Here is a 23,900-nt window from a genome sequence, read left to right as displayed (position 1 = left end):
CTGAATTAAAATACTTTTGTTCACAAAGCAATAAATATAAAAAAACCCCTTTCGGGGTTTTTTACGTTAATTTAACTCAGCGTTATTTAGCAGGCGCATCAGTATCTGGTGTCGATTCTGATTTATCATCTGCTTTATCTGCGTCTGCTGCTTCAGAGTCAGCTTTAGTCTCTGTCGTGTTTGCAGGCGTGCCTTTATCTTTATCATCAATTGAGTCATCAGCATCCCAATCGGCTGGCTGACGAACTTCGCGACGATTCATTAAATCATCAATTTGATCGGCATCGATGGTTTCAAATTTCATTAACGCATCTTTCATGGCATGGAGGATATCCATGTTGTCATTTAAGTAAGTATGCGCACGATCGTAATTTGAATCAATTAAGTGTTTTACTTCGGCATCGATGATACGGGCGGTATCGTCGGACATATGTTGGGTTTTACCCATACTGCGTCCTAGGAATACTTCGTTTTCATCTTCAGCATAAAGTACCGGGCCTAATTTTTCAGAGAAGCCCCACTGGGTCACCATGTTGCGTGCAATTGACGTTGCATATTTAATGTCTTGTGAAGCACCTGTCGATACGCGCTCTGTACCGTAGATCATCTCTTCCGCTAAACGTCCGCCGTAGGCAACTGAAATTTGGCTTTCAAGTTTACGGCGACTTTGACTAATTGCATCAGCTTCAGGTAAGAAGAAAGTCACACCTAATGCACGGCCACGTGGAATAATAGTAACCTTATGCACAGGATCATGCTCAGGCACTAAACAACCAACAATCGCATGACCTGCTTCATGGTATGCGGTCATTTCTTTTTCATCTTCAGACATCACCATAGTGCGGCGCTCAGCACCCATCATGATTTTGTCTTTAGCACTTTCAAACTCTTCCATGCTCACTACGCGGCGATTACCCCGAGCAGCAAATAGCGCAGCTTCATTCACCAAGTTTGCTAAATCAGCACCTGAGAACCCTGGGGTACCACGAGCAATAACGCTGGCTTTGACACCATCTGCTAACGGTACTTTACGCATATGAACTTTTAAAATTTGTTCACGACCACGAACATCCGGTAAGCCAACAACCACTTGACGGTCAAAACGACCTGGACGTAGCAATGCAGCATCCAACACATCTGGTCTGTTGGTCGCAGCAATAACAATAATACCTTCGTTACCTTCAAAACCATCCATTTCAACCAGCATTTGGTTCAAGGTTTGCTCACGCTCATCGTGACCGCCACCAACACCAGCGCCACGTTGGCGACCTACAGCATCAATTTCATCGATAAAGATGATACATGGTGCAGACTTTTTAGCTTGCTCAAACATGTCACGTACACGTGATGCACCGACACCGACAAACATTTCAACAAAGTCAGAACCAGAAATAGTGAAAAACGGAACTTTAGCTTCACCAGCAATGGCTTTTGCAAGTAAGGTTTTACCCGTACCCGGTGGGCCAACTAAAAGAACACCGGTAGGAATGCGGCCACCAAGCTTTTGGAAACGGGTTGGCTCTTTTAGGTAATCAACCAATTCTTTTACGTCTTCTTTTGCTTCGTCACAACCTGCAACATCACCAAAAGTGGTTTTAATTTGGTCTTCGCTCATCAATTTGGCTTTACTCTTACCAAATGACATCGCGCCTTTACCGCCACCGCCTTGCATTTGGCGCATGAAGAATATCCACACACCAATTAATAACAGCATCGGGAACCAAGAGATAAAGATTTGGGTTAGGAAGCCTGACTCTTCAGCTTCTTGGCCCTTCATTGAAATCCCTTTACGATCAAGATCATTGATTAAATCTTGGTCATACATTGGCATGATTGTAGTGAACTTCTCTCCAGAGCGTCTTACTCCTTCAATGGTACGTTGATCACTTTTAATTTCTACCGAATTGATATTGCCGTTTCGGACACTATCTAAGAATACGGAATAATCCATCTTCTGCGTTGACGAAGAAGAGGGGGAATAGCCCTGAAACACTGACATCAACACGACGGCGATGACAACCCAGAGAATTAAATTTTTTGCCATGTCACTCAAATTGTTAGACCTCTTGAAGACCCACGATAATTAATCGTTAGACTACTATAACTTGTAACCAGTCGCCACTATATAAACTTCACGTGAACGTGGTCGTGATGAATCTGGTTTGCGTGTTTTCACTGTTGTAAAAGCTTGTCGCACTGCTTTCATATATTCATCAAAGCCTTCCCCCTGAAAAACTTTGACTGCAAAACTACCATTAGATGCCAAAACTTGATGGCACATATCTAATGCTAATTCTACTAAATACATTGCCCTTGGTTGATCCACACCATCTGAACCACTCATATTAGGCGCCATATCTGATAGTACTACATCAACTTTATCTTCACCAACGCGGTCAAGTAAAGCATCAAGTACTTTTTCTTCACGGAAATCGCCCTGTAAAAAGTCGACGCCCACGATGGGGTCCATAGGTAAAATATCACATGCGACTAATTTACCTTTTTCTCCCACTAGTTTAACTGCAATTTGAGACCAACCGCCAGGCGCTGCGCCTAAGTCTACTACTGTCATACCAGGTTTAATTAATTTGTCTTTTTGTTGGATTTCTTCCAACTTGAATGCAGCTCGAGAGCGTAAACCTCGCTTTTGAGACAGTTTTACATAGTGATCATCAAAATGTTCTTGCATCCATCGGCTTGAACTTGCCGAGCGTTTCTTCGTTGCCATTTAAATTCCGTAACGATTTGGAGTTACATCATGCTTATATAAGGGTAGAATAGCCGTTTTTCAACAGTAACATTTAAAAAGTTGGTACAAATGAACTTAACAACCAAACAAAAACAGCATTTAAAAGGCCTGGCGCATAATTTAAAGCCTGTAGTGCTGCTTGGTGCTAATGGTTTGACCGAAGGTGTACTGGCTGAAATTGATAGTGCACTCACTCATCATGAACTAATTAAAGTGAAAGTAGGCTCTTCTGATAGAGAGCTTAAAAATGCTGTAGTTGACGCGATTATTCGCGAAACTCAATCTACCAAAGTACAGCTTATCGGTCACACCTTAGTTATTTTCCGTCAGTCTGCTGAAATGAAAATTGCCGTTCCAAAAGCAAAATAATTTCGTCAAACATCTGGTTACTTAATATTAGTCGATTGTTGATTAACTGGTATTGAATATGACCTAAAAAAACCACTGCCATGCAGTGGTTTTTTTATCGCTATAGCAAACCAGTCTTAAGTCGTAACTTATTAAACGTATTCTACAGCGATAATTTCATATTCTGCGGTGCCACCAGGTGTGGTAATGGCAACTTCATCATCAAGGTTCTTACCAATTAATCCCCGCGCTATCGGTGAATTCACTGAAATAAGATTTTCTTTAATGTTTGCTTCATCATCACCGACGATACGGTAAGTTGACTCTGCATCGGTATCAACATTGACAATGGTCACTGTTGTGCCAAAAATCACTCGGCCATTGTTTGGCATTGATGTCACATCAATGATTTGTGCATTTGATAACTTGCCTTCAATATCACGAATACGTGCTTCACAAATACCTTGTTCTTCACGGGCTGCATGATATTCAGCATTTTCTTTCAAGTCGCCTAATTCACGTGCAGAAGCAATAGCTTCAGTAATGCTTGGACGACGCACAAATTTTAATTCATCTAATTCTTTACGCAGCTGTTCAGCTCCGATGATCGTCATAGGGACGGTATTCATAATGTCTTATGTCTCCTTTAAAAACAAAAGCACCCCGTGTCGACACGCATATCAACACAGTAAAATCTATATTATTAAACGTCGAGTCGTCATGCTCACATTCACTTATAGCGACATGTGGCAACAAAACAGTCTCGCGCGCTGAAGGGCTAGCAAATGATGATAGCTAAGCTTACATAAGCTTGCGAGTAGTTACTAGTGAGTGTCAAAAAATAGTAATAAAAAAGGCTGCATGACTGCAGCCTTTTTAACCGAATCGACGTTAAATTAAATATTATTAACTTTTAGCGATTCGTTCATGCAATTCTTGTACTGAATTGACGTTATTACGGTCATCTGCTGAATGCGCCATACAGGTAGCAAATGCAGCATTCAATGTTGTGGTGTAGTTCACTTTATAACGCAGTGCACCACGACGAATTTGACGAGAATCTTCAATCGCTTGACGCCCCTCAGTGGTATTAATGATGTAAGTGTATTCACCATTTTTAATACGGTCGAGAATATGTGGACGGCCTTCATGTACCTTGTTAACTAGGCGCGGATTAATACCTGCTTCACCTAGAATAACTGCAGTGCCATGAGTTGCATCAATTTGATAACCTAGCTCAATCAGTTCAGCTGCAAGTTCAGCCACACGCGCTTTATCACTGTTACGCACAGAAATTAATGCACGGCCAGACTTAGGTACTTCAGCTGTGGCGCCAAGCTGGGCTTTAGCATAAGCTTCAGCAAAGGTTTCACCCACACCCATAACTTCACCTGTAGAGCGCATTTCAGGGCCAAGCATTGGGTCAACACCTGGGAACTTGTTAAACGGCAATACCACTTCTTTTACTGAGAAGTATGGTGGGATCACTTCTTTAGTGAAGTTCTGCGATGCTAAGCTTTGACCAGCCATTACACGTGCAGCAATCTTCGCTAGCGGGATACCGGTTGCTTTAGAGACAAATGGCACTGTACGCGCAGCACGTGGATTGACTTCAATCATGTAGATTTCGTCATCTTTAACCGCAAACTGAACGTTCATCAAACCAATTACGCCCAGCTCCATGGCTAATTTAGCCACTTGCTCACGCATACGGTTTTGAACATCTTCGCTTAAGCTGTATGGCGGCAACGAACAACCTGAGTCACCTGAGTGAACCCCCGCTTGTTCAATGTGCTCCATGATAGAACCCACAACCACGATTTCGCCGTCACAAACTGCATCGATATCGATTTCAATGGCATTATCGAGGAAACGGTCAAGCAATACTGGTGATGAGTTAGATACGCTTACTGCTTCATTGAAGTAGCGACGTAAGTCTTGCTCGTCATAAACGATTTCCATTGCGCGTCCACCTAATACATAAGATGGACGAACCACTAACGGGTAACCGATACGGGCAGCAGAAAGTACCGCACCTTCAACCGTTGTTACGGTATCGTTTTCAGGTTGCTTCATTTCAAGACGTTGAATCGCTTGCTGGAAACGCTCACGGTCTTCAGCGCGGTCAATGGCATCGGGGCTTGTACCAATAATCGGTACACCTGCCGCTTCTAGTTCACGTGCCAGTTTTAGCGGTGTTTGACCACCGTACTGTACGATAACGCCTTTTGGCTTCTCAATACGAACGATTTCAAGCACATCTTCAAAGGTCACTGGCTCAAAGTACAAGCGATCTGAGGTGTCATAATCGGTCGAAACTGTCTCAGGGTTACAGTTAACCATAATGGTCTCGTAACCGTCTTCACGCAATGCTAATGCCGCATGAACACAACAGTAATCAAACTCAATACCTTGACCAATACGGTTAGGGCCGCCACCAAGAATCATGATTTTTTCACGGGTTGATGGCGCGGCTTCACATTCTTCTTCGTAAGTTGAGTACATGTAAGCAGTGTCTGTGGCAAATTCTGCCGCACAGGTATCGACACGCTTATACACTGGGTGCATATCAAAGCGGTCACGAATTTTACGCACTTCGCTATCACTGACACCTAAGATGTGTGCTAAACGTGCATCAGAGAAACCTTTACGCTTAAGTTGCAGTAAGAAGGCTTCGTTAAGACCTGACATCCCCACTTCAGCCACTTTAGCTTCTTGGGCGATAAGATCTTCAATTTGGACTAAGAACCAATGATCAACATTAGTTAGCTTGAAGATATCATCACGACTTAGACCAGCGCGGAAGGCATCAGCAATGTACCAAATACGGTCACAACCAGGCTCTTTTAACTCATGACGAATTGTTTGCATTGCTTCAGGCGATGCAAGGTCAACAATCGGGTCAAAACCGTTACGGTTAACTTCAAGTCCACGTAATGCTTTTTGTAATGACTCTTGGAAAGTACGGCCAATGGCCATGACTTCACCCACTGACTTCATTTGCGTCGTCAAACGGTCATTAGCGCCAGCAAATTTTTCAAAGTTAAAGCGCGGTACTTTAGTCACAACGTAATCAATTGCAGGCTCGAATGATGCTGGGGTGCGACCACCAGTAATATCATTCATTAGCTCATCTAAGGTGAAACCTACCGCTAATTTCGCGGCGATTTTAGCAATCGGGAAACCGGTTGCTTTAGAAGCTAACGCAGAAGAGCGAGAAACACGCGGGTTCATTTCAATAATGACCATACGGCCAGTGTTTGGACAAATACCAAACTGAACGTTTGAACCACCGGTTTCAACACCAATTTCACGCAGTACCGCTAAAGAAGCGTTACGCATTAATTGGTATTCTTTATCGGTCAGTGTTTGCGCTGGTGCAACAGTGATTGAATCACCGGTATGCACGCCCATGGCATCGAAGTTTTCAATGGCACACACAATGATGCAGTTATCATTGCGGTCACGAACCACTTCCATTTCGTACTCTTTCCAACCGATTAGTGACTCATCGATTAGCAGCTCGCTAGTTGGCGATAACTCAAGGCCTTGAGAACAAATGTCTTCAAACTCTTCTTTGTTATACGCAATACCACCGCCACTGCCACCCATGGTGAAAGATGGACGAATAATACACGGAAAGCCAACTTGGTCTAAAACACCGTAAGCTTCTTCCATTGTATGGGCAATACCAGCACGAGGACAGTCAAGTCCAATTGACTTCATTGCTGTATCAAAACGACTACGGTCTTCAGCTTTATCAATTGCGTCAGCTGTCGCGCCAATCATTTCAACGTTAAACTCTTCTAGTACACCTTCAGCTTCTAGCTGCAGTGCACAGTTAAGTGCGGTTTGGCCACCCATAGTTGGCAAAATCGCATCAGGTTTTTCTTTAGCGATAATGTTACGCACAACTTCCCAGTGAATTGGCTCGATGTATGTCGCATCAGCCATTTCTGGATCAGTCATAATGGTTGCAGGGTTAGAGTTAACTAAGATAACTCGATAACCTTCTTCACGCAGCGCTTTACACGCTTGTGCGCCAGAATAGTCAAATTCACAGGCTTGACCAATCACAATTGGGCCAGCGCCTAGGATCAGAATACTTTTAATATCAGTACGTTTTGGCATTGCTTATCTATTCTCCGAATGACCTAACTATTTAGCGTTTTGACGATATTGTTCAATCAACTCAATAAAGTGATCAAACAGTGGTGACGCATCGGTCGGTCCAGGGCTTGCTTCTGGGTGACCTTGGAAACTAAACGCTGGTTTATCAGTAAGGTGAATACCTTGCAAAGACCCATCAAATAACGATTTGTGAGTCACTTTGATGTTCGCAGGCAACGTCGCTTCATCAGCAGCAAAACCGTGGTTTTGACTGGTGATCATCACATTACCTTTTTCAATATTACTTACCGGGTGGTTAGCGCCATGATGACCAAACTTCATTTTCAAAGTTTTTGCCCCAGATGCTAATGCAAGTAATTGGTGACCAAGACAAATACCAAATACTGGGATTTCAGTTTTTAAAATTTCTTGGATAGCCGTAATCGCATAATCACATGGCTCTGGGTCGCCTGGGCCATTTGATAGGAAAATCCCATCAGGATTCATTGCTAATACTTCAGCTGCCGGTGTTTGTGCAGGGACAACTGTAACATCACAACCGCGGTCAACTAGCATGCGTAAAATATTGCGCTTGATACCATAATCAAAAGCAACAATTTTAAACTTAAGCTCTGACGCTGGAGTTTCGTCCGGTAAACCACCCACTAAGCGCCAAGTGCCTTTGCGCCATTGGTAGGTCGACTCTGTGGTCACTTCTTTAGCCAAATCCATGCCTTTCAAACCAGGGAATGCTTTGGCTGCTGCTAATGCTTTAGCTTCATCGATATCGCCGACCATAATACAACCGGCTTGGGCACCCTTTTCACGTAAAATACGAGTTAATTTACGGGTATCGATATCAGCGATACCAACAACATTATTCGCTTTTAAATAATCGCTTAAGGATTGTTGATTACGGAAGTTGCTTGCTAATAGAGGGAGATCTCGGATGATTAGACCACAGGCATGAACTGAATCAGATTCGGTATCTTCATCGTTTGTTCCGGTGTTACCAATGTGCGGGTAAGTCAAAGTGACAATCTGGCGAGAATATGACGGATCCGTTAAAATCTCTTGATAACCTGTCATTGAAGTATTAAATACAACTTCACCAACAGTTAGTCCATCGGCACCAATTGCTGTGCCAGAGAATACGGTTCCATCTTCGAGTACAAGTAAGGCAGACTGTGTCAACGTGACCTCCAAAAATAAGAGTCAAACCACTGAAATTATTTATTTTTAATTTCTACAGATTTACAAAATTACGAAAATTTGGCAAATTCCGGCGATTCTATATGAATTATGTATAAGCGTCTATGCTTGATTTATGTTTTTTTGGGAACAATATTTTCCCAAAAAAAAACCACCAACGGTGGTTTTCTTTAAATATTAATTGAGTCCCAATACTTGCTGCATGTCATAAAGACCAGCATCTTGATCGGACAGCCAATAGGCGGCGCGCATTGCGCCATTTGCAAAGGTCATGCGACTGGTGGCTTTATGCGTTATTTCAACTCGCTCACCAATATCGGCAAACATCACCGTATGGTCGCCAACAATATCACCGGCACGAATAGTAGAAAAACCAATGGTATTTCTATCACGTTCGCCTGTCATACCTTCACGACCATATACAGCGCACTCTTCAAGATCACGACCTAAAGTTTCAGCGATAACTTCGCCCATCTTTAATGCCGTCCCTGAAGGGGCGTCTTTCTTAAAGCGATGATGGCCTTCGGTGATTTCGATATCGGTGTAATCACCCATTACTTTTGCCGTTAACTCTAATAGTTTCAGCGTTAAGTTAACGCCTACTGACATATTCGGTGCAAACACAACCGGTGTTTGCTCAGCATAAGCACCAATCAACTCTTTTTGAGCATGATTGAACCCAGTAGTACCAATCACAATCGCCTTATGGTTTTTAGCGCACCAATCAAGGTGAACTAACGACGACTCTGGAGAGGTAAAATCAATTAATACATCAAAATGTTCTGATGCAATATCTAATGAATCTGTAATCGCGACATTCATAGTACCAACACCAGCAAGCTCACCAGCATCAACACCAATCAGTGTTGAACCTGTACGCTCAATAGCAGCACCCAAATATATGACCTCATGTTGCTTTGCAGCTTCAATCAGTGTGCGACCCATACGGCCACTGGCACCAACAACAGCGACTCTTACTTTTGCAGTCATTTACTTCTCCCAGTGATACAAAAACGCCTAAGTAAACTTAGGCGCTTTTCATTAAACGATTGCTAATAATTCGACTTCAAATACCAACGCCGAGAATGGCGGGATAGAAGCGCCAGCACCACGTTCGCCATAAGCTAAGTGTTGTGGAACGAATAGTTTAAGCTTAGTGCCAACAGGCATTAGTTGTAATGCTTCAGTCCAACCAGCGATAACACCAGAAACTGGGAATTCAGCAGGCTCGCCACGAGCTACAGAGCTATCGAATACTTCACCGTTGATGAAAGTACCGTGGTAATGTGCACGAATAGTTGATTCAAGCGTTGGCTTTTCGCCTTCACCTTGAGTGATAACTTCGTATTGAAGTCCTGACTCAGTAACAATAATGTCTTCACGCTTAGCATTTTCAGCTAGGAATGTTTCACCTTCAGCAGATGCTGCAGCAGCAGCTTCTTCTTGAACAGCTTGTAAACGACGGCTGATTTCAGTGAAAGCAACTTGTAAGTCTTCCATAGCTACAGCACTTTCTTTACCAGCGAATGCATCAGCTAGACCAGCTTGTACAGCAGGGATATCGATGCCTTCGAAAGGGTTAGCAGCTAATTGCTCACCCATTTGACGACCTACACCGTAACTTGCTTGCTGTTCCATTGTGTTGAACTCTGACATATCGTATTTACTCTTAATTCATCGGTTAAAATTTGCGGGGCAGTTTACCACACTTTCGTTGCTGATGGGTGCTAATCTACCTCGATTATGACTATTTTTCAGTAGCCTTAATGACACTTGGCAAGCGTCTTCTTTAGAGCTGCTTGATACACTGGTGTCACTTTAGCTTGAAGGGCTTTTAAATCGGCAATACGTGTCGAATGAGATGGATGGGTTGAAAATAGCTCAGGGCCTTGTTCACCACCGGCTTTGGCCATATTTTGCCAAAGCGTAACGCTTTTAGCAGGATTAAAACCCGCTTTAGCCATTAACTCTAAACCAAGCTCATCGGATTCACTTTCTTGATCGCGGCCAAAGGGTAATAAAATACCGACTTGCGCACCTAAGCCTAAGCCCGCCATATAAAGATCTTTATTGGCCACGCCGCCAGCACCTAGGGCTATATCAGCCATTTGCATACCTGCATTGGTCATTTGTGAACGCGAAACTTGCTCATTACCATGCCTTGCTAGCACATGGGCTACTTCATGACCTATTACTGTCGCTAACTGGTCTTGATCGCTCGCCACCTTAAGTAATCCTGTGTACACGCCAATATGTCCACCAGGCAGTGCAAAAGCATTTATCTGATCTGAATCAAATAACACAACTTCCCAGTTTAAGCTTTGATCAGGTAATACTGCAGTAATGCGATTGGCAACACAGTTCACATAGGCGGTTTGCTGTTTATCGGTACTGATTTTTTCCGTTTTTTTCATCGCATCGAATGATTGCGCCCCCATTTGCGACATTTGAGACTCATCAAATAACAGCATTTGGCTGCGGCCAGTTGGGGATTTGTGGGTTGCGCAACCTGAGATAATAATGGTGGCAAATAGCCCCCAAAAAACGGCTTTCATAATAATTATCCTTTTATTATTTTGTGATCGTTGGCAATAGTTCATCATATATTTAGTACTCAATAGATTGATTACAAATGAACCTATTGCGCGCTATTGTAAGTCATTTTTAGCTCAGCAATCACTAAAAACAGCAGCTTACCTTGGTGTTTATTTACCTTTAAAGTCCTTAATACTGCGCTTTTTCTGACTGCGGCGATTTGCTTGCTTATCTTTTTTTGGCCGTTGACTGTTACCCGAACTCGGTTTATCCGTCACTGGGAAATCTGCTAAGACGAGTGTTGGCAGCGCGCGCTCAGTTAAGGTTCTGATAGCTTGTAGTGCATCAGATTCACCATGACACACTAACGATAGCGCCAAACCATTAGCACCCGCCCTTGCCGTGCGGCCAATGCGGTGCACATACACTGCTGCGCTTGCGGGTAAATCCACATTAATAATCACAGGTAATGCATCAATGTCTATACCGCGGGCTAACACATCAGTTGCCACTAATACGGTTAACGCCTTTGATTTGAAGTCCTTTAAGGTTTTAGTGCGTATCGCTTGCTCTTTATCGCCATGCAATGCTGCCGCATTAACTCCAGCTTTTACCAGCTTTTTGGTTAGTGCATCTGCGCTATCTTTAGTATTGCTAAACACCAACACTTGCTGCCATTGATGCTGCTTTATTAGCGCAATCAGTGCTTGTGCTTTACTGCCTTTATTGACCAAATAAAGCTGCTCTTCAATGTGATCTACCACTGAATTGGCTTTATCAGCTTCAATACGGATCAGATCATGTTTCAAAATCACACTAACTTGTTTAGCTACTGTGTCATCTATGGTGGCTGAAAATAATAGTGTCTGCTTATTTACCGGCGTTTGCTGCACTATGGTTTTAATGTCTGCCCAAAAGCCCATATCTAATAACCGGTCTGCTTCATCAAGTACTAACAACTTCAGCGCTGATAAAGACACATGTTCCAGCTTTATAAACTGCACTAACCTTGATGGGGTGGCGATGATAATCTGCGGCGGTCTCTTCAAATCAGCGACTTGGGCTTCAACATCAATGCCGCCACATAAAAGCTGCACCTTTATGCCTAAAGGCTTCGCAACCTGATTAAGCGTTTGATAAACCTGATTAGCCAGCTCACGAGTCGGCGCAATTACTAGCGCTTGAACAGGGTCAGCTTTATCTAGATCAATAGCTTGCAGCATAGGCAAACCAAAGGCGTAAGTTTTACCGCTCCCTGTTTGTGCTAAAGCCAATACATCTTTACCTGATAACACAGCAGGAATGGCCAGCGCTTGAATTTTAGTGGCCGCTGTTAATTGCTTAGGTAAAGCTGAGATAAGGCTTGGATTGAGGTTTAACTGTAAAAAAGACATCGAAATAGTGATCCAAAGAAGCAATGAGATGCAGTCTACCGCACACTGACGTCATTGTCTTAAGCTGTGTTTGTTTAATAGCCTGCAAAGTGCTTTAAAAACTTGCCAATAAAAAAGGCTAATTACTTTGCAGTAATTAACCTTTTAATCGACTCGCTAATAGCTAAATTTAATAAATAAATTTAGCTATTTAAATCGTGAAAAAACTTTTTTACGCCATCAAAGAACCCTTCAGCTTTAGGGCTGTGCTTCTTTGACTCACCGGTTAAGGTCGCTTCAAACTCACGAAGTAGCTCTTTTTGCTTTTCGTTAAGTTTAACTGGTGTTTCCATGACGACTTTACAAAGTAAGTCACCAACGGCGTGGCTGCGAACCGATTTAACACCTTTACCGCGCAAGCGGAACATACGGCCAGTTTGGCTTTCTGCAGGTATTTTCAAATTCACTTTACCATCAAGTGTTGGCACTTCAATCTCGCCACCTAATGCAGCTTTGCTGAATGAAATTGGCACTTCGCAGTAGAGGTTATTACCATCACGAACAAAAATATTATGTTCACGAACGCTCACCTGTACATATAAGTCACCCGGAGGCGCGCCAAACTCACCCGCTTCACCTTCACCGGTTAAGCGAACACGATCGCCAGTATCAACACCAGCTGGTATTTTAACTGATAAGGTTTTGCTCTTTTCAACACGGCCTTCGCCATGACACTTCTTACAAGGATCTTTAATGATCTTGCCGCGGCCATGACAAGTCGGACACGCCTGCTGAACAGCAAAGAAGCCTTGACGCATTTGTACTTGGCCTTGACCATGACAGGTACCACAAGTGGTTGCTGACGAGCCTTTCTTAGCGCCGCTGCCATCACAGCTATCACACGATGCTAAGGTAGGAATACGTAACTCTTTAGTAAGGCCACGAACCGCTTCTTCAAGTGATAAGTCTAAGTTGTAACGTAAGTCACTACCGCGAGCCGCTTGACGTTGTCCACCGCCACGACGACCGCCGCCAAAGATATCGCCAAACACGTCACCAAAGATATCACCGAAATCACCGCCGCCACCTTGACCGCCGCCACGATTAGGATCAACGCCTGCATGACCAAATTGGTCATAAGCCGCTTTCTTATTCGCGTCAGTTAAAATTTCATAAGCTTCTTTAGCTTCTTTAAAGTTAACTTCAGCTTCTTTGTCGCCTGGGTTACGGTCAGGATGATATTTCATCGCTAGACGCTTATAGGCTTTTTTGATTTCTCGTTCACTGGCATCGCGACCGACACTTAGAACTTCGTAATAATCTCGCTTTGACATAATCTCAGTTTTCTCAAGCAGGTATTGTACGAACGGGCGTTAGAGATTTCTCCCAACGCCCGCCTGAAAGTTAACTAACTAATTTAGCTTACTTTTTGTCGTCTTTTACTTCTTCAAACTCAGCATCAACAACGTCATCTTCAGGCTTAGCTTCTTGCGTATCTTGTGCTGGAGCTTCACCTTGTTGCGCTTGTGCTTTCGCTTGAGCGATTTCCATTAACTTAGCAGACGCTTCCATTAATGCTTGAGTCGCTTTATCAATTGCTTCTTTGTCGTTACCTTTAGTTGCGGTATCAACGTCAGCCATTGCTGCTTCAATTTTCTCTTTTTCTTCAGCTGGTAATGCTTCACCCGCTTCTTCGATTTGCTTCTTAGTTGCGTGAACCATGCCATCAGCTTGGTTACGTGCAGTCACTAGCTCTTCGAATTTAGCATCTTCATCAGCGTGAGCTTCTGCATCACGAACCATTTGCTCTACTTCTTCGTCACTTAGACCTGAGTTAGCTTTAATAGTGATGTTTTGCGCTTTACCGGTTTTCTTATCAGTTGCTGATACGTTTAAGATACCATCAGCATCGATGTCGAAAGATACTTCAACTTGTGGCATGCCACGTGGCGCTGGTTCAATACCTTCTAGGTTGAATTGACCTAGAGATTTGTTGTAGCTAGCTTGCTTACGCTCACCTTGAAGTACGTGAATTGTTACTGCACTTTGGTTATCTTCAGCAGTTGAGAACGTTTGACTCGCTTTAGTCGGGATAGTGGTGTTCTTCTCGATAAGCTTAGTCATTACGCTACCCATGGTTTCGATACCAAATGATAGTGGTGTAACGTCAAGTAGCAATACGTCTTTCACGTCGCCAGAAAGTACACCAGCTTGAATTGCTGCGCCTACGGCTACGGCTTCATCTGGGTTAACGTCTTTACGTGGCTCTTTACCGAAGAAGTCAGTTACTGCAGCCTGTACTTTAGGCATACGAGTTTGACCACCAACTAAAATCACTTCGTTGATGTCTGAAACAGATAAGTCTGCATCAGCTAGCGCAACTTTTAATGGCTCTAAAGAACGTTGGATTAAGTCGTCAACTAAAGACTCTAACTTAGCACGAGTGATTTTAACCACTAAATGCTTAGGACCTGTTGCATCAGCAGTGATGTAAGGCAGGTTAACTTCAGTTTGTGTTGTGCTTGAAAGTTCAATTTTCGCTTTTTCTGCAGCTTCTTTAACACGTTGCATTGCTAGCGGGTCGTTACGTAAGTCTAGACCTTGCTCTTTTTTGAACTCGTCAGCTAAGTAGTTAATTAGGCGGTTATCGAAATCTTCACCACCTAAATGAGTATCACCGTTAGTAGCAAGTACTTCGAAAGTTTGGTCACCATCGTTGCTATCAATTTCAATGATAGAGATATCAAAAGTACCACCACCTAAATCGTATACTGCAACAACGTTGTCGCCTTGTTTTTTGTCGATACCGTAAGCTAGTGCAGCAGCAGTTGGCTCGTTGATGATACGTTTAACATCAAGACCAGCAATACGACCAGCATCTTTAGTTGCTTGACGTTGTGAATCATTAAAGTATGCAGGAACAGTAATAACCGCTTCTGTTACTTCTTCACCCAAGAAATCTTCAGCTGTTTTCTTCATCTTTTTCAAGATTTCAGCAGATACTTGTGGTGGTGCCATTTTCTTGCCGTGAGCTTCAACCCATGCGTCACCATTGTCAGTACCAATGATTTTGAAAGGCATGATGTCAACATCACGTTGAACTTCGTCATCTTTAAAACGACGACCGATTAAACGCTTAATCGCGAAAAAAGTATTTGTTGGGTTTGTAACTGCTTGACGCTTAGCAGGTGAGCCTACTAATGTTTCGTCATCGGTATATGCGATGATAGATGCTGTTGTACGTTCGCCTTCAGCATTCTCGATTACGCGAGCAGTACCGCCATCAAGGACAGCCACACAAGAGTTAGTTGTGCCTAAGTCAATACCAATAATTTTGCCCATGAGGATCTCCGAAATATAAAATTTTAATGTAACTAATTTGATTATGTTTGTTGATATGGGGTCAGGAATTGATTTTTCAAGTCCTAATTTTTGCCTCTCATATCAGCCTTACTGCATATATTGGGACAGCTAACTAAAATACAAGGGCTGATCAAAAAAATTATTAAAAATATCTTAAGTAAATATGCCGTGACCTCATTTTGTATATTGCATACAATCTGTCCATACTTGCTTGCTTTGCTAATCCACCCCTTGGATATTATGCATAATTACTATTATTAGGAATGATTTTGCCAAACACTTCTCTTGCCTATATCTATGGTTTAGTTGCCGTTTTACTTTGGTCGACAGTCGCGACTGCATTTAAAGTCGCGCTAAGTTTTTATACACCCTTACAATTGGTATTTGTTGCAGTGCTCACCTCTATTATTGCATTGAGTGTGATTATCCTATGGCAAAGAAAGCACACATTAATGCTGCGACAATTTAAACGTCGCCCAGGATTTTATTTGCTTAGCGGTATTCTGAATCCGTTTCTTTATTACTTTGTGCTGTTTGAAGCTTACGATTTGCTTCCAGCTCAACAAGCCTTATCCCTTAATTACACTTGGGCGATTTTATTGCCCATTTTAGCTGTCCCTTTGCTGGGTCATAAGCTCACAAAGGTTGATGTCATTGCCGCACTGATTGCCTATAGCGGCGTTTACATTATCGCAACCGGCGGCAATATCACCGCATTTAACTTTGATAGCCCTAAAGGGATTGCTTTTGTATTAAGCAGTACGGTGATTTGGTGCTTATATTGGGTAACCAATACCAAGGATGACGGCGATGCCACTGTAAGCTTATTACTTAGCTTTTTAATTGGTTTACCTTTAGTGACTATTGCCATGCTAATCCATCAACCCATAAGCGACTTTAGTTGGCAAGCGCTAACTGCTGGAGTGTATGTGGGGCTATTTGAAATGGGTATCACCTTTGTTTTATGGCTTATGGCACTTAAAAGCACCGAGAAAACCTCTAACATCACCACGCTTGTATTTTTAACCCCTGTGCTGTCTGTTGGGTTTATCGCGCTAATCTTAAAAGAGCAAATCGCCAGCAGTACCTATATTGGTCTATGCTTTATTTTAACGGGGTTAATATTGCAAAAGGTAATCCCACAGCTGTTGAGAAAATCCAGTTTAAAGATCAGCCATAAGCATAATAAGTAGCAGTGGTTAAAGCATTTTACGATATTTAAACGATTAAAATTTAAACTTTATTGTCAACATGGCAGTTAGTTGCTATTAATAAGGTGTGCAGTTAATACGGTGTACAAGATACAAAGGATGCTTCAAGGAGGAGATTGGCAATGGGAATGCCGAGATGGAATTTAAGTGACACCACAGAAAATAAAATTCGCAGCTATAGCTTAATGCTTACCGCGGCTATTATGCTTTATGAATATCTCAACGGTGATATCTCAACCCAATACCCCGCCATGTATATATGTATTTTTGTTTTTCCTGCGGTCTACTTCACTAATAGCATACAAGAAAAGTACTTCCCGCTTATCATGGAGTATGTTCAAGCAGCTAGGCTTGTAAGCATATTTATGACGCTGAGCAGCTTTTTGATTTGGTGTTACACCACTTATATACGTTTATCTACTCCTGCGATTTCCAGCCATGGGCTATACCTGCAATAATCCTATAACGGCAATAACCTCTGGCGACAATAACCTCTAGCGGCACATTTCAAAGCTGCTGCTATTTCAGTGCTCAAAAAAACAAAAAAAGCACCGAGGTGCTTTTTAAGTTTTAAGCGCAAATCAAGTCAGTTTGTCACTCACAGCATCGTCAGCTTCAAATCTGGCTTGGGTTAGTTTATTTTAGCTGCGAGAAGTATAATCACCAGTTGCCAACCACTTATAAGTCGTTAGTGCATCAAGAGCCATTGGTCCGCGAGCATGTAGCTTTTGGGTACTGACCGCCACTTCAGCCCCTAAACCAAATTGCGAGCCATCCGTAAAACGGGTGCTGGCATTGACATATACCGCTGCTGAGTCTACTTGATTCATAAAGTGGCAGGTCGCATTAATATCGTCAGATAAAATCGCTTCAGAGTGACCGCTAGAGTGTTGACGAATATGGGTAATCGCTTGGTCAATATCAGTCACAATCTTAACCCCAAGTGTTAATGACAACCACTCAGTACTGAAGGTTTCATCCGTTGCAGGATGAATATCAAACTGACTTGCTGCAAATAACTGCTGCGTTTTTTCACAAGTATAAAAACTCACGCCTAATGCCGACATCTGCGTAAACAAATCTGCTAAAAACTCAGCCGCAACAGCTTCGTGAACCAGTAAGGTATCTAAGGCATTACACACTGTTGGACGCTGCACTTTTGCATTAATGATCACCTCAGCACTGCGAGATAAATCCGCTGATTTATCAAGGTATAAATGACAAATACCAATGCCGCCTAAAATCACCGGAATAGTGGCTTTTTCAGCGCAAAGGCGTTGTAAGGTTTGGCCGCCGCGAGGAATAATCATATCCACATATTGGTCAAGGCGCAGTAAGCCAGTCACTAAGTCGCGATCGGTAGAGTTAATCAGCTGCACAGCATCTTCAGGTAAACCTTGTAATGTCAGCGCTGTGCGGATCACCTCACTTAAAACTTTATTTGAGGTTAAGGTTTCTTTACCGCCACGAAGGATCACTGCATTACCGGTTTTTAGTGCTAGTACGGCAATATCAACAGTGACGTTAGGGCGTGCTTCGTAAATCACCCCAACAACTCCCAGTGGCACTTTGCGTTGAGTTAAACGTAAACCGTTATCTAATAACTGGCTAGCTGATTCACTGCCCACAGGATCGGCAAGATTAATCACATTTTCAATATCAGCAATAATGCCAGCTAATCGCTCGCTATCTAGCAATAATCTATCGATCATCGCATCGGTTAAACCATTGGCTCTTGCTGCCTGCACGTCTTGGTCGTTCGCCGCTAAAATCGCTTCGGTATTTAGCGTTAGTTGCTCGCTAATACAACGAAGCAAAGCGTTTTTGTTTTGGCTCGATAAATTAGCAAGGGCAAAGCTTGCTGCTTTTGCTTGCTTACCTAGCGTGGTTAAATATTGCTGCTGTGACATGTTTTCGTCCTTTAATTTATTCACTATCTAGTACCACCATGTCATTACGATGTATTGCTGCTACGCCGTAATCATAGCCAAGTAATGTTTCAATCTCGTTGGAGTGCTTTCCTGCAATTATCGTTAATGCTTTAGCACAATAACGGCTCATGCCTTTAGCAAGCACGTGACCTGATTTATCGGCAATCAACACAGTTGCGCCACGTTCAAATTGCCCTTCTACGCTGACAATCCCTTTAGGCAATAAGCTGCGACCATTTTCAACGACCGCTTTACAGGCGCCATCATCTAATATCAGCCGCCCTTCTGTTGCAGGGCCAGCTAAAATCCATTGTTTTCGGCTTTCAAGGGGATTTTTAGTGACACTAAAATGAGTGCCGACCGATTCTTTACTGACTACTTGTGAAATCACATTAGGCAAATGACCTGAAGCAATGACCACTTCAACACCTGCTCGCCTAGCCACATCGGCCGCTTCTAACTTAGTCGCCATGCCGCCAGTGCCTAAACCTGAAACTGCGCCACCCGCTAACAAGCGTAAGTTATCATCAATATTGACCACTGAAGTAATTAACTTGGCATCGGGGTTATTGCGTGGATCGGCATCAAATAAGCCGATTTGATCAGTCAATAACACTAATAAGTCAGCATCACATAATAATGCGGCCCTAGCTGATAAATTGTCATTGTCGCCCACTTTAATTTCATTGGTGGCAACGGCATCATTTTCATTAATAATCGGAATAATATTATTATCTAACAATGCATTGAGTGTATCTCGAGCATTTAGATAGCGTTCACGATCATGTAAGTCGGCGCGGGTTAACAATAACTGGCCCACGTGCAAACCATAAATACTGAACAATTCTGACCAGGCCAAAATAAGTTGGCTTTGACCTACTGCGGCTAATAATTGTTTATTGGGCATAGTATCGGGTAATGCGGGGTATTGCAGATGTTCACGGCCTGCAGCTATTGCCCCTGATGTGCATAGCACGACTTCAATACCTGAACGCACAAGCACAGACATTTGTCTGGCCAGTTCCACCATATGTGCTTTATCGAGCTTGTTACTGCCCGAAGTTAAGACACTGGTACCTAATTTTACGACGACCCGCTTGTAAGTCATGACTGCCTTTTCAAACTCAAAAATATTGACTGAAATATTTTTATACCTAATTCAGCGAATAATTCATAGTAAAGCCCATAATTGAGTAAACAAATACTATATTTATTTGTTATACAGCATAAAAAAGGGCTATGCATTGCATAACCCTTAACAAAAATCACTAATTTATCATTGCTGCTTAATTACAGCTTGATAACCCACACATGAGCTTACCCAGCAGGTGTTATGGCGAGCAAAGCCAAGGTTAACCCCAAATAAACTTAGCTAAAAATAGTGCCGCAATAAACAAGATACCAAGATTTAACTCTTTAAAACGGCCAGTAAGTAGTTTAATCACCGCATAAGAGATAAAACCAAACCCTATGGCATTAGCAATTGAAAAGGTTAATGGCATCAATAAACACACAATGACCACAGGCGCCGCTTCTGTTAAGTCTTCCCACTCAACATTGACTAAGCCAGACATCATCAAAATCGCCACATAAAACAAGGCGCCACTGGTAGCATAAGCGGGTACCATGCCGGCAAGTGGGGCAAAAAATAATGCAGCAATAAACAACAAACCGACGACAACAGCGGTTAAGCCAGTACGGCCACCGGCGCTAACGCCTGCCGTGCTTTCAATATAACTAGTGGTCGTTGATGTTCCTAACGTCGCCCCTGCGATGGTGGCTAAGCTGTCTGCACTTAAGGCGCGTTTCACTCTTGGTAAACGCCCTTGTTCATCTAAAAATCCGCCACGCTGCGCGACTGCAACCAAGGTGCCTGAGGTATCAAATAAATCCACAAACAAGAAGGCAAATATCACTGAAATCATACTGATTTCAAGCACTGCGGATAAATCCATTTTCATGAATGTCGGTGCTATCGATGGTGGCATCGACATAACGCCGTTATAACTCACTTCACCAGCTAACAATGCAATGGCTGTGACAATGAAAATACTTAATATCACCGCCGCTTTGTAGCCACGCTGTACCATAGCAATGATCAAGAAAAACCCCACCGCAGCCATCACAGCTGAGAATGAAGTGATATCCCCCATAGTGACTAATGTTGCCGGACTTGCCACCACAATACCGGCGCTTTTAAGGCCAATAAAGGCCAAGAACAAACCGATACCCGCGGCAATACCTAATCGCAGACTCATTGGAATACTGTTAACTATCCATTCTCTAATTTTCACCAAAGATAAAATTAAGAAACAAATACCAGACATAAATACTGCGCCAAGTGCAGTTTCCCAGCTATAGCCCATTTCGCCGACAACGGTATAAGTGAAGAAAGCATTAAGCCCCATACCCGGCGCTAATGCGATGGGGTAATTGGCCACTAAGCCCATCACTAAACAGCCCACTGCCGCGGCTAAACAAGTGGCCACAAACACTGCACCATGATCCATGCCGGCATCAGCTAACATCATAGGGTTAACAAAAATAATGTAAGCCATGGTGAGAAAGGTAGTGAGACCCGCGACAACTTCTTGTTTTAAATTCGTTTGATTATCTTTGAGTTTAAACAGTTTCTCTAACATGAAGCCTTGTTCCTTGAAAAGGGGGTGTAATTGGCTGCTATAGCCGCTACTGGCTAATTACAGTCAAAATCAGAGGTGAATTAATTCGTTCGGATTATAGGTACTTATAAGGTTTATAGCCATGTTAGATAACTAAACACTTATATTCGTATGAAAGACAATTTAACTCAATGAAAAGCCAGTGGTTGATAAATTTCAGGCAAAAAAAATGCCTACTCAAAAGAGTAGGCAGACAAGTTAAAAGTTTTCCGTATGGGGAGAGGAAAACTGCATCACAATTAAGTGATAAAACTTAAAAAGTAAATTGGCAATAGAGAACCAATTTACTTGTTGTCTAAAACCGCCCAAAGGCGACAGAAAAAAGGGTTGATACGGTAAATCAATGAATAAGGAGGGTTAGCCCTTAAACGTCATGGCATAAATGCCAAAAGACAGAACAGCTGGATTTAACCAAGTGCCTTGTCCATAAATAGTATAGCTGTCTGTAGAAGACATAATCATACTCCAAATAAAGTTGCGAAAACCTAGTCTTGCTTGGCTCGGTTCCTTGGAACAAACTTTTCTCAATCCATTGAGACAACTCATCACTCGATTCCTTGGAGACTATATCCATCCTGGATTAACTAGAATTGGAAAGCACCGTCGCTGTCCAACGAGAGGAATAATACCAAAGTGTAATTTTATTACAAGTATTTATTTAATTATTTTATATTTCAATCAAAAAATGAAATAAAAGCACACTTGTATGACAAATTAAGAATTTAGAGTTCTCATTAGTAAACAATCAACCACTAAATAGCACAATATATAGTGGTTGAGCAAAAAACAAACTACACATTGCCGCCCAAAACGCTTTGTAATAAAGTTACCAAAGGCGAGGCTGTGGGTTTCCCATACAAACTATGGCCTTCTGTGGCACTACCGGCAATATCAAGATGCGCAAAAGGCAATGGCATGGCAGAGCCTGTGCCATGTTGGCCCAAGCCTGAAGCATTAATTAAAAATGCTGCGGGATATTGATGGCCTCTGGCAGTAATGGCAGAAGGGCCGTTATTAGATGACAATAACTCCCCTTGGCCAGAGATATTATGTACCTTGGCAAAATCATCATGACGCAAGCTAGATAACTCAAATGGTTCGCCCCATTGCTCAGCAATGCCAGCTAGGGTGTGACCCATACCAGCTTGTTGTGCCACTTTGTTCTCGACTAGTGCGGTATAGCCGCCATAACAGCGCACCACATGGCCGGTTAAGGTTGCCACAGAAAATACTTGCGGCTTAATTGCTGTCATTGCCTGAAGTCTTAAGTGAGATAATAAGTCTGCCAGCACTAAGCGCCCTTCGGCATCAGTATTACCAATACGCACTCTAACACCGCCATGGCTGGTAATGATTTCATCAGGAACAAAGGCATCGCTGCCAATACTGTTTCGCACCAAACCTAACTCTGCTATCACTCTAATGCCTTTGGGCTTTAAGATAGATAAGGTTTTCATTAAGCCTGCCACCGCTGCAGCGCCGCCTTTATCTCGGCTCATACCCGCCATGCCACCGGCGACTTTAATATCTGCGCCGCCAGTATCGTAAATAACTCCTTTACCAGCAAACAAGTAGGTGCGATCAATGGCGCCCTCTGCCACATATTCCAGTTTAACCACGCGAGGTTGATGCCGAGGCACATTAAATGAGGCTCTCCCTACTGCGCAAAGCAGCGGGTAATCGCGCTCTAACTCTTCACGTTCTTCAATGACTCTGATTGCTAAACCACTGTCTTTTAGCGCCTCAACGCAATAATCAGCAAATGCTGGCGCCGCCATTCTTTCTGGCTCAGTGCCGCATAGATCCCTTGCCAAAATCTTACCGGCTTCGACAGCATTGAGCAGGCCACTGCAATTGTCGCTGCCAAGCAAACCAATGGCGCTAAATGCTGGGGTAATTGCTGTGGCTTCTCGCAGCTCCAGTGATTGCCATAGTTCCTGACCACAGGCAAGTGCAGCAACCTGTTTAGCAAATTGATAGCGCTTATCTTGGCTGGTTTCTACCACCAACAGCGGTTGTTTTGCTCCCGCAGCCTTAGCAATAACAATGCCTTCTCTAGCTGCTTTGGCAAACACACTCACATCACTGTATTCATTAGTGGCATTAACAACTGGGGCGACAATCAGTCTGCCACCCGCAAGTCCGGGCGCCAGTAACAATGTTGCCGACTGACCAATGCGCTGATCGATTTGTTTCGCATGCTTGGCGAGTATTTTTATTTCATCTTGGGCAATGGCGGCTAAATCGGTGGCGACTACCACTACGGCGTCCCAGCCATGGCCTTCAAAAATGGCTTGATCATTTGCTACATCAACGATATTGACTTGAAACATGGGGCATCCTTTTTAAATAGATTGTTATTATTGCTTGCTAATCAGTAATTTCAG

18 protein-coding genes are annotated in these 23,900 nt (G+C 43.0%); 3 read left to right on the top strand and 15 right to left on the bottom strand.

Going from position 1 to position 23,900, the window contains the following annotated elements; all coding sequences use genetic code 11:
- Nucleotides 1–82: 82 nt before the first annotated feature.
- Both ftsH and rlmE read right to left on the bottom strand, forming a co-directional pair.
- Nucleotides 83–2,044: an ATP-dependent zinc metalloprotease FtsH gene (gene ftsH / locus AB4140_RS02425; RefSeq protein ID WP_241901040.1), complete on the bottom strand. Its 1,962-nt coding sequence runs from the start codon at nucleotides 2,042–2,044 to the stop codon at nucleotides 83–85.
- A 54-nt stretch (nucleotides 2,045–2,098) separates the two neighbouring features.
- Nucleotides 2,099–2,728: a 23S rRNA (uridine(2552)-2'-O)-methyltransferase RlmE gene (gene rlmE, locus AB4140_RS02420; protein WP_055023704.1), complete on the bottom strand. Its 630-nt coding sequence runs from the start codon at nucleotides 2,726–2,728 to the stop codon at nucleotides 2,099–2,101.
- Nucleotides 2,729–2,818: 90 nt separating this feature from the next.
- Between rlmE and yhbY the strand changes: the two genes are divergently transcribed.
- The gene (gene yhbY / locus AB4140_RS02415; protein WP_076542846.1) at nucleotides 2,819–3,118 is read left to right on the top strand and encodes a ribosome assembly RNA-binding protein YhbY; all 300 of its coding nucleotides are present in this window, start codon (nucleotides 2,819–2,821) and stop codon (nucleotides 3,116–3,118) included.
- Nucleotides 3,119–3,249: 131 nt separating this feature from the next.
- On the opposite strand, the gene greA is transcribed toward yhbY, so the two are convergent.
- From greA to dnaK, 9 genes are all read right to left on the bottom strand, one after another.
- Complete coding sequence (gene greA / locus AB4140_RS02410) at nucleotides 3,250–3,726, bottom strand: transcription elongation factor GreA (RefSeq protein WP_076542843.1); 477 nt, start codon at nucleotides 3,724–3,726, stop codon at nucleotides 3,250–3,252.
- A 277-nt stretch (nucleotides 3,727–4,003) separates the two neighbouring features.
- Complete coding sequence (gene carB, locus AB4140_RS02405) at nucleotides 4,004–7,228, bottom strand: carbamoyl-phosphate synthase large subunit (RefSeq protein WP_102477158.1); 3,225 nt, start codon at nucleotides 7,226–7,228, stop codon at nucleotides 4,004–4,006.
- A gap of 27 nt (nucleotides 7,229–7,255) precedes the next feature.
- A complete protein-coding gene (gene carA / locus AB4140_RS02400) occupies nucleotides 7,256–8,413 on the bottom strand; it encodes a glutamine-hydrolyzing carbamoyl-phosphate synthase small subunit (RefSeq protein ID WP_102437921.1) in 1,158 nt (385 codons plus the stop codon).
- Nucleotides 8,414–8,596: 183 nt separating this feature from the next.
- Nucleotides 8,597–9,409 (bottom strand): 4-hydroxy-tetrahydrodipicolinate reductase, encoded by an 813-nt coding sequence (gene dapB / locus AB4140_RS02395; RefSeq protein WP_303412135.1) that lies wholly within the window; start codon nucleotides 9,407–9,409, stop codon nucleotides 8,597–8,599.
- 51 nt (nucleotides 9,410–9,460) lie between these two features.
- Entirely contained in the window at nucleotides 9,461–10,075 is a 615-nt protein-coding gene (locus tag AB4140_RS02390; RefSeq protein ID WP_102437925.1) for an FKBP-type peptidyl-prolyl cis-trans isomerase, read from the bottom strand.
- 107 nt (nucleotides 10,076–10,182) lie between these two features.
- A complete protein-coding gene (locus tag AB4140_RS02385; RefSeq protein ID WP_102477155.1) occupies nucleotides 10,183–10,974 on the bottom strand; it encodes a M48 family metallopeptidase in 792 nt (263 codons plus the stop codon).
- 150 nt (nucleotides 10,975–11,124) lie between these two features.
- A complete protein-coding gene (locus AB4140_RS02380; RefSeq protein ID WP_102477154.1) occupies nucleotides 11,125–12,348 on the bottom strand; it encodes a DEAD/DEAH box helicase in 1,224 nt (407 codons plus the stop codon).
- Nucleotides 12,349–12,530: 182 nt separating this feature from the next.
- A complete protein-coding gene (gene dnaJ / locus AB4140_RS02375) occupies nucleotides 12,531–13,661 on the bottom strand; it encodes a molecular chaperone DnaJ (RefSeq protein WP_102437931.1) in 1,131 nt (376 codons plus the stop codon).
- 88 nt (nucleotides 13,662–13,749) lie between these two features.
- Nucleotides 13,750–15,669 (bottom strand): molecular chaperone DnaK, encoded by a 1,920-nt coding sequence (gene dnaK, locus AB4140_RS02370; RefSeq protein WP_371999649.1) that lies wholly within the window; start codon nucleotides 15,667–15,669, stop codon nucleotides 13,750–13,752.
- A 290-nt stretch (nucleotides 15,670–15,959) separates the two neighbouring features.
- Here dnaK and AB4140_RS02365 point away from each other — a divergent pair, with 290 nt between their 5' ends.
- Both AB4140_RS02365 and AB4140_RS02360 read left to right on the top strand, forming a co-directional pair.
- Nucleotides 15,960–16,883: a DMT family transporter gene (locus AB4140_RS02365; RefSeq protein ID WP_303460054.1), complete on the top strand. Its 924-nt coding sequence runs from the start codon at nucleotides 15,960–15,962 to the stop codon at nucleotides 16,881–16,883.
- 140 nt (nucleotides 16,884–17,023) lie between these two features.
- A complete protein-coding gene (locus tag AB4140_RS02360; RefSeq protein WP_241901041.1) occupies nucleotides 17,024–17,359 on the top strand; it encodes a hypothetical protein in 336 nt (111 codons plus the stop codon).
- Nucleotides 17,360–17,542: 183 nt separating this feature from the next.
- Here AB4140_RS02360 and AB4140_RS02355 read toward each other — a convergent pair whose 3' ends face one another.
- The 4 genes from AB4140_RS02355 to AB4140_RS02340 form a co-directional block, all read right to left on the bottom strand.
- On the bottom strand, nucleotides 17,543–18,811 hold the full coding sequence (locus AB4140_RS02355; RefSeq protein ID WP_102477152.1) for a glutamate-5-semialdehyde dehydrogenase: 1,269 nt from the start codon (nucleotides 18,809–18,811) through the stop codon (nucleotides 17,543–17,545).
- Nucleotides 18,812–18,827: 16 nt separating this feature from the next.
- The gene (gene proB / locus AB4140_RS02350) at nucleotides 18,828–19,940 is read right to left on the bottom strand and encodes a glutamate 5-kinase (RefSeq protein ID WP_371999646.1); all 1,113 of its coding nucleotides are present in this window, start codon (nucleotides 19,938–19,940) and stop codon (nucleotides 18,828–18,830) included.
- 244 nt (nucleotides 19,941–20,184) lie between these two features.
- Nucleotides 20,185–21,474 carry an NCS2 family permease gene (locus AB4140_RS02345; protein ID WP_076542805.1) on the bottom strand — a complete coding sequence of 430 codons (1,290 nt, stop codon included), beginning with the start codon at nucleotides 21,472–21,474 and terminating at the stop codon, nucleotides 20,185–20,187.
- A gap of 830 nt (nucleotides 21,475–22,304) precedes the next feature.
- Nucleotides 22,305–23,846, bottom strand: a complete 1,542-nt coding sequence (locus AB4140_RS02340; protein WP_303445766.1) for a leucyl aminopeptidase family protein — start codon at nucleotides 23,844–23,846, stop codon at nucleotides 22,305–22,307.
- Nucleotides 23,847–23,900: the final 54 nt, after the last annotated feature.

The organism is Shewanella sp. 10N.286.51.B2 (genome assembly GCF_041469265.1).
Classification (GTDB): domain Bacteria; phylum Pseudomonadota; class Gammaproteobacteria; order Enterobacterales; family Shewanellaceae; genus Shewanella.
The sequence above is the reverse complement of the archived record's forward strand: the minus strand, read 5'-3'. Positions and strand labels throughout refer to the sequence as shown.

Bases quoted from the DNA above. Each gene is read 5' to 3' on its own strand.
- ftsH (WP_241901040.1), bottom strand. From the start codon at position 2,044: ATGGCAAAAAATTTAATTCTCTGGGTTGTCATCGCCGTCGTGTTGATG.
- rlmE (WP_055023704.1), bottom strand. From the start codon at position 2,728: ATGGCAACGAAGAAACGCTCGGCAAGTTCAAGCCGATGGATGCAAGAA.
- yhbY (WP_076542846.1), top strand. From the start codon at position 2,819: ATGAACTTAACAACCAAACAAAAACAGCATTTAAAAGGCCTGGCGCAT.
- greA (WP_076542843.1), bottom strand. From the start codon at position 3,726: ATGAATACCGTCCCTATGACGATCATCGGAGCTGAACAGCTGCGTAAA.
- carB (WP_102477158.1), bottom strand. From the start codon at position 7,228: ATGCCAAAACGTACTGATATTAAAAGTATTCTGATCCTAGGCGCTGGC.
- dapB (WP_303412135.1), bottom strand. From the start codon at position 9,409: ATGACTGCAAAAGTAAGAGTCGCTGTTGTTGGTGCCAGTGGCCGTATG.
- AB4140_RS02390 (WP_102437925.1), bottom strand. From the start codon at position 10,075: ATGTCAGAGTTCAACACAATGGAACAGCAAGCAAGTTACGGTGTAGGT.
- AB4140_RS02385 (WP_102477155.1), bottom strand. From the start codon at position 10,974: ATGAAAGCCGTTTTTTGGGGGCTATTTGCCACCATTATTATCTCAGGT.
- AB4140_RS02380 (WP_102477154.1), bottom strand. From the start codon at position 12,348: ATGTCTTTTTTACAGTTAAACCTCAATCCAAGCCTTATCTCAGCTTTA.
- dnaJ (WP_102437931.1), bottom strand. From the start codon at position 13,661: ATGTCAAAGCGAGATTATTACGAAGTTCTAAGTGTCGGTCGCGATGCC.
- dnaK (WP_371999649.1), bottom strand. From the start codon at position 15,669: ATGGGCAAAATTATTGGTATTGACTTAGGCACAACTAACTCTTGTGTG.
- AB4140_RS02360 (WP_241901041.1), top strand. From the start codon at position 17,024: ATGGGAATGCCGAGATGGAATTTAAGTGACACCACAGAAAATAAAATT.
- AB4140_RS02355 (WP_102477152.1), bottom strand. From the start codon at position 18,811: ATGTCACAGCAGCAATATTTAACCACGCTAGGTAAGCAAGCAAAAGCA.
- proB (WP_371999646.1), bottom strand. From the start codon at position 19,940: ATGACTTACAAGCGGGTCGTCGTAAAATTAGGTACCAGTGTCTTAACT.
- AB4140_RS02345 (WP_076542805.1), bottom strand. From the start codon at position 21,474: ATGTTAGAGAAACTGTTTAAACTCAAAGATAATCAAACGAATTTAAAA.
- AB4140_RS02340 (WP_303445766.1), bottom strand. From the start codon at position 23,846: ATGTTTCAAGTCAATATCGTTGATGTAGCAAATGATCAAGCCATTTTT.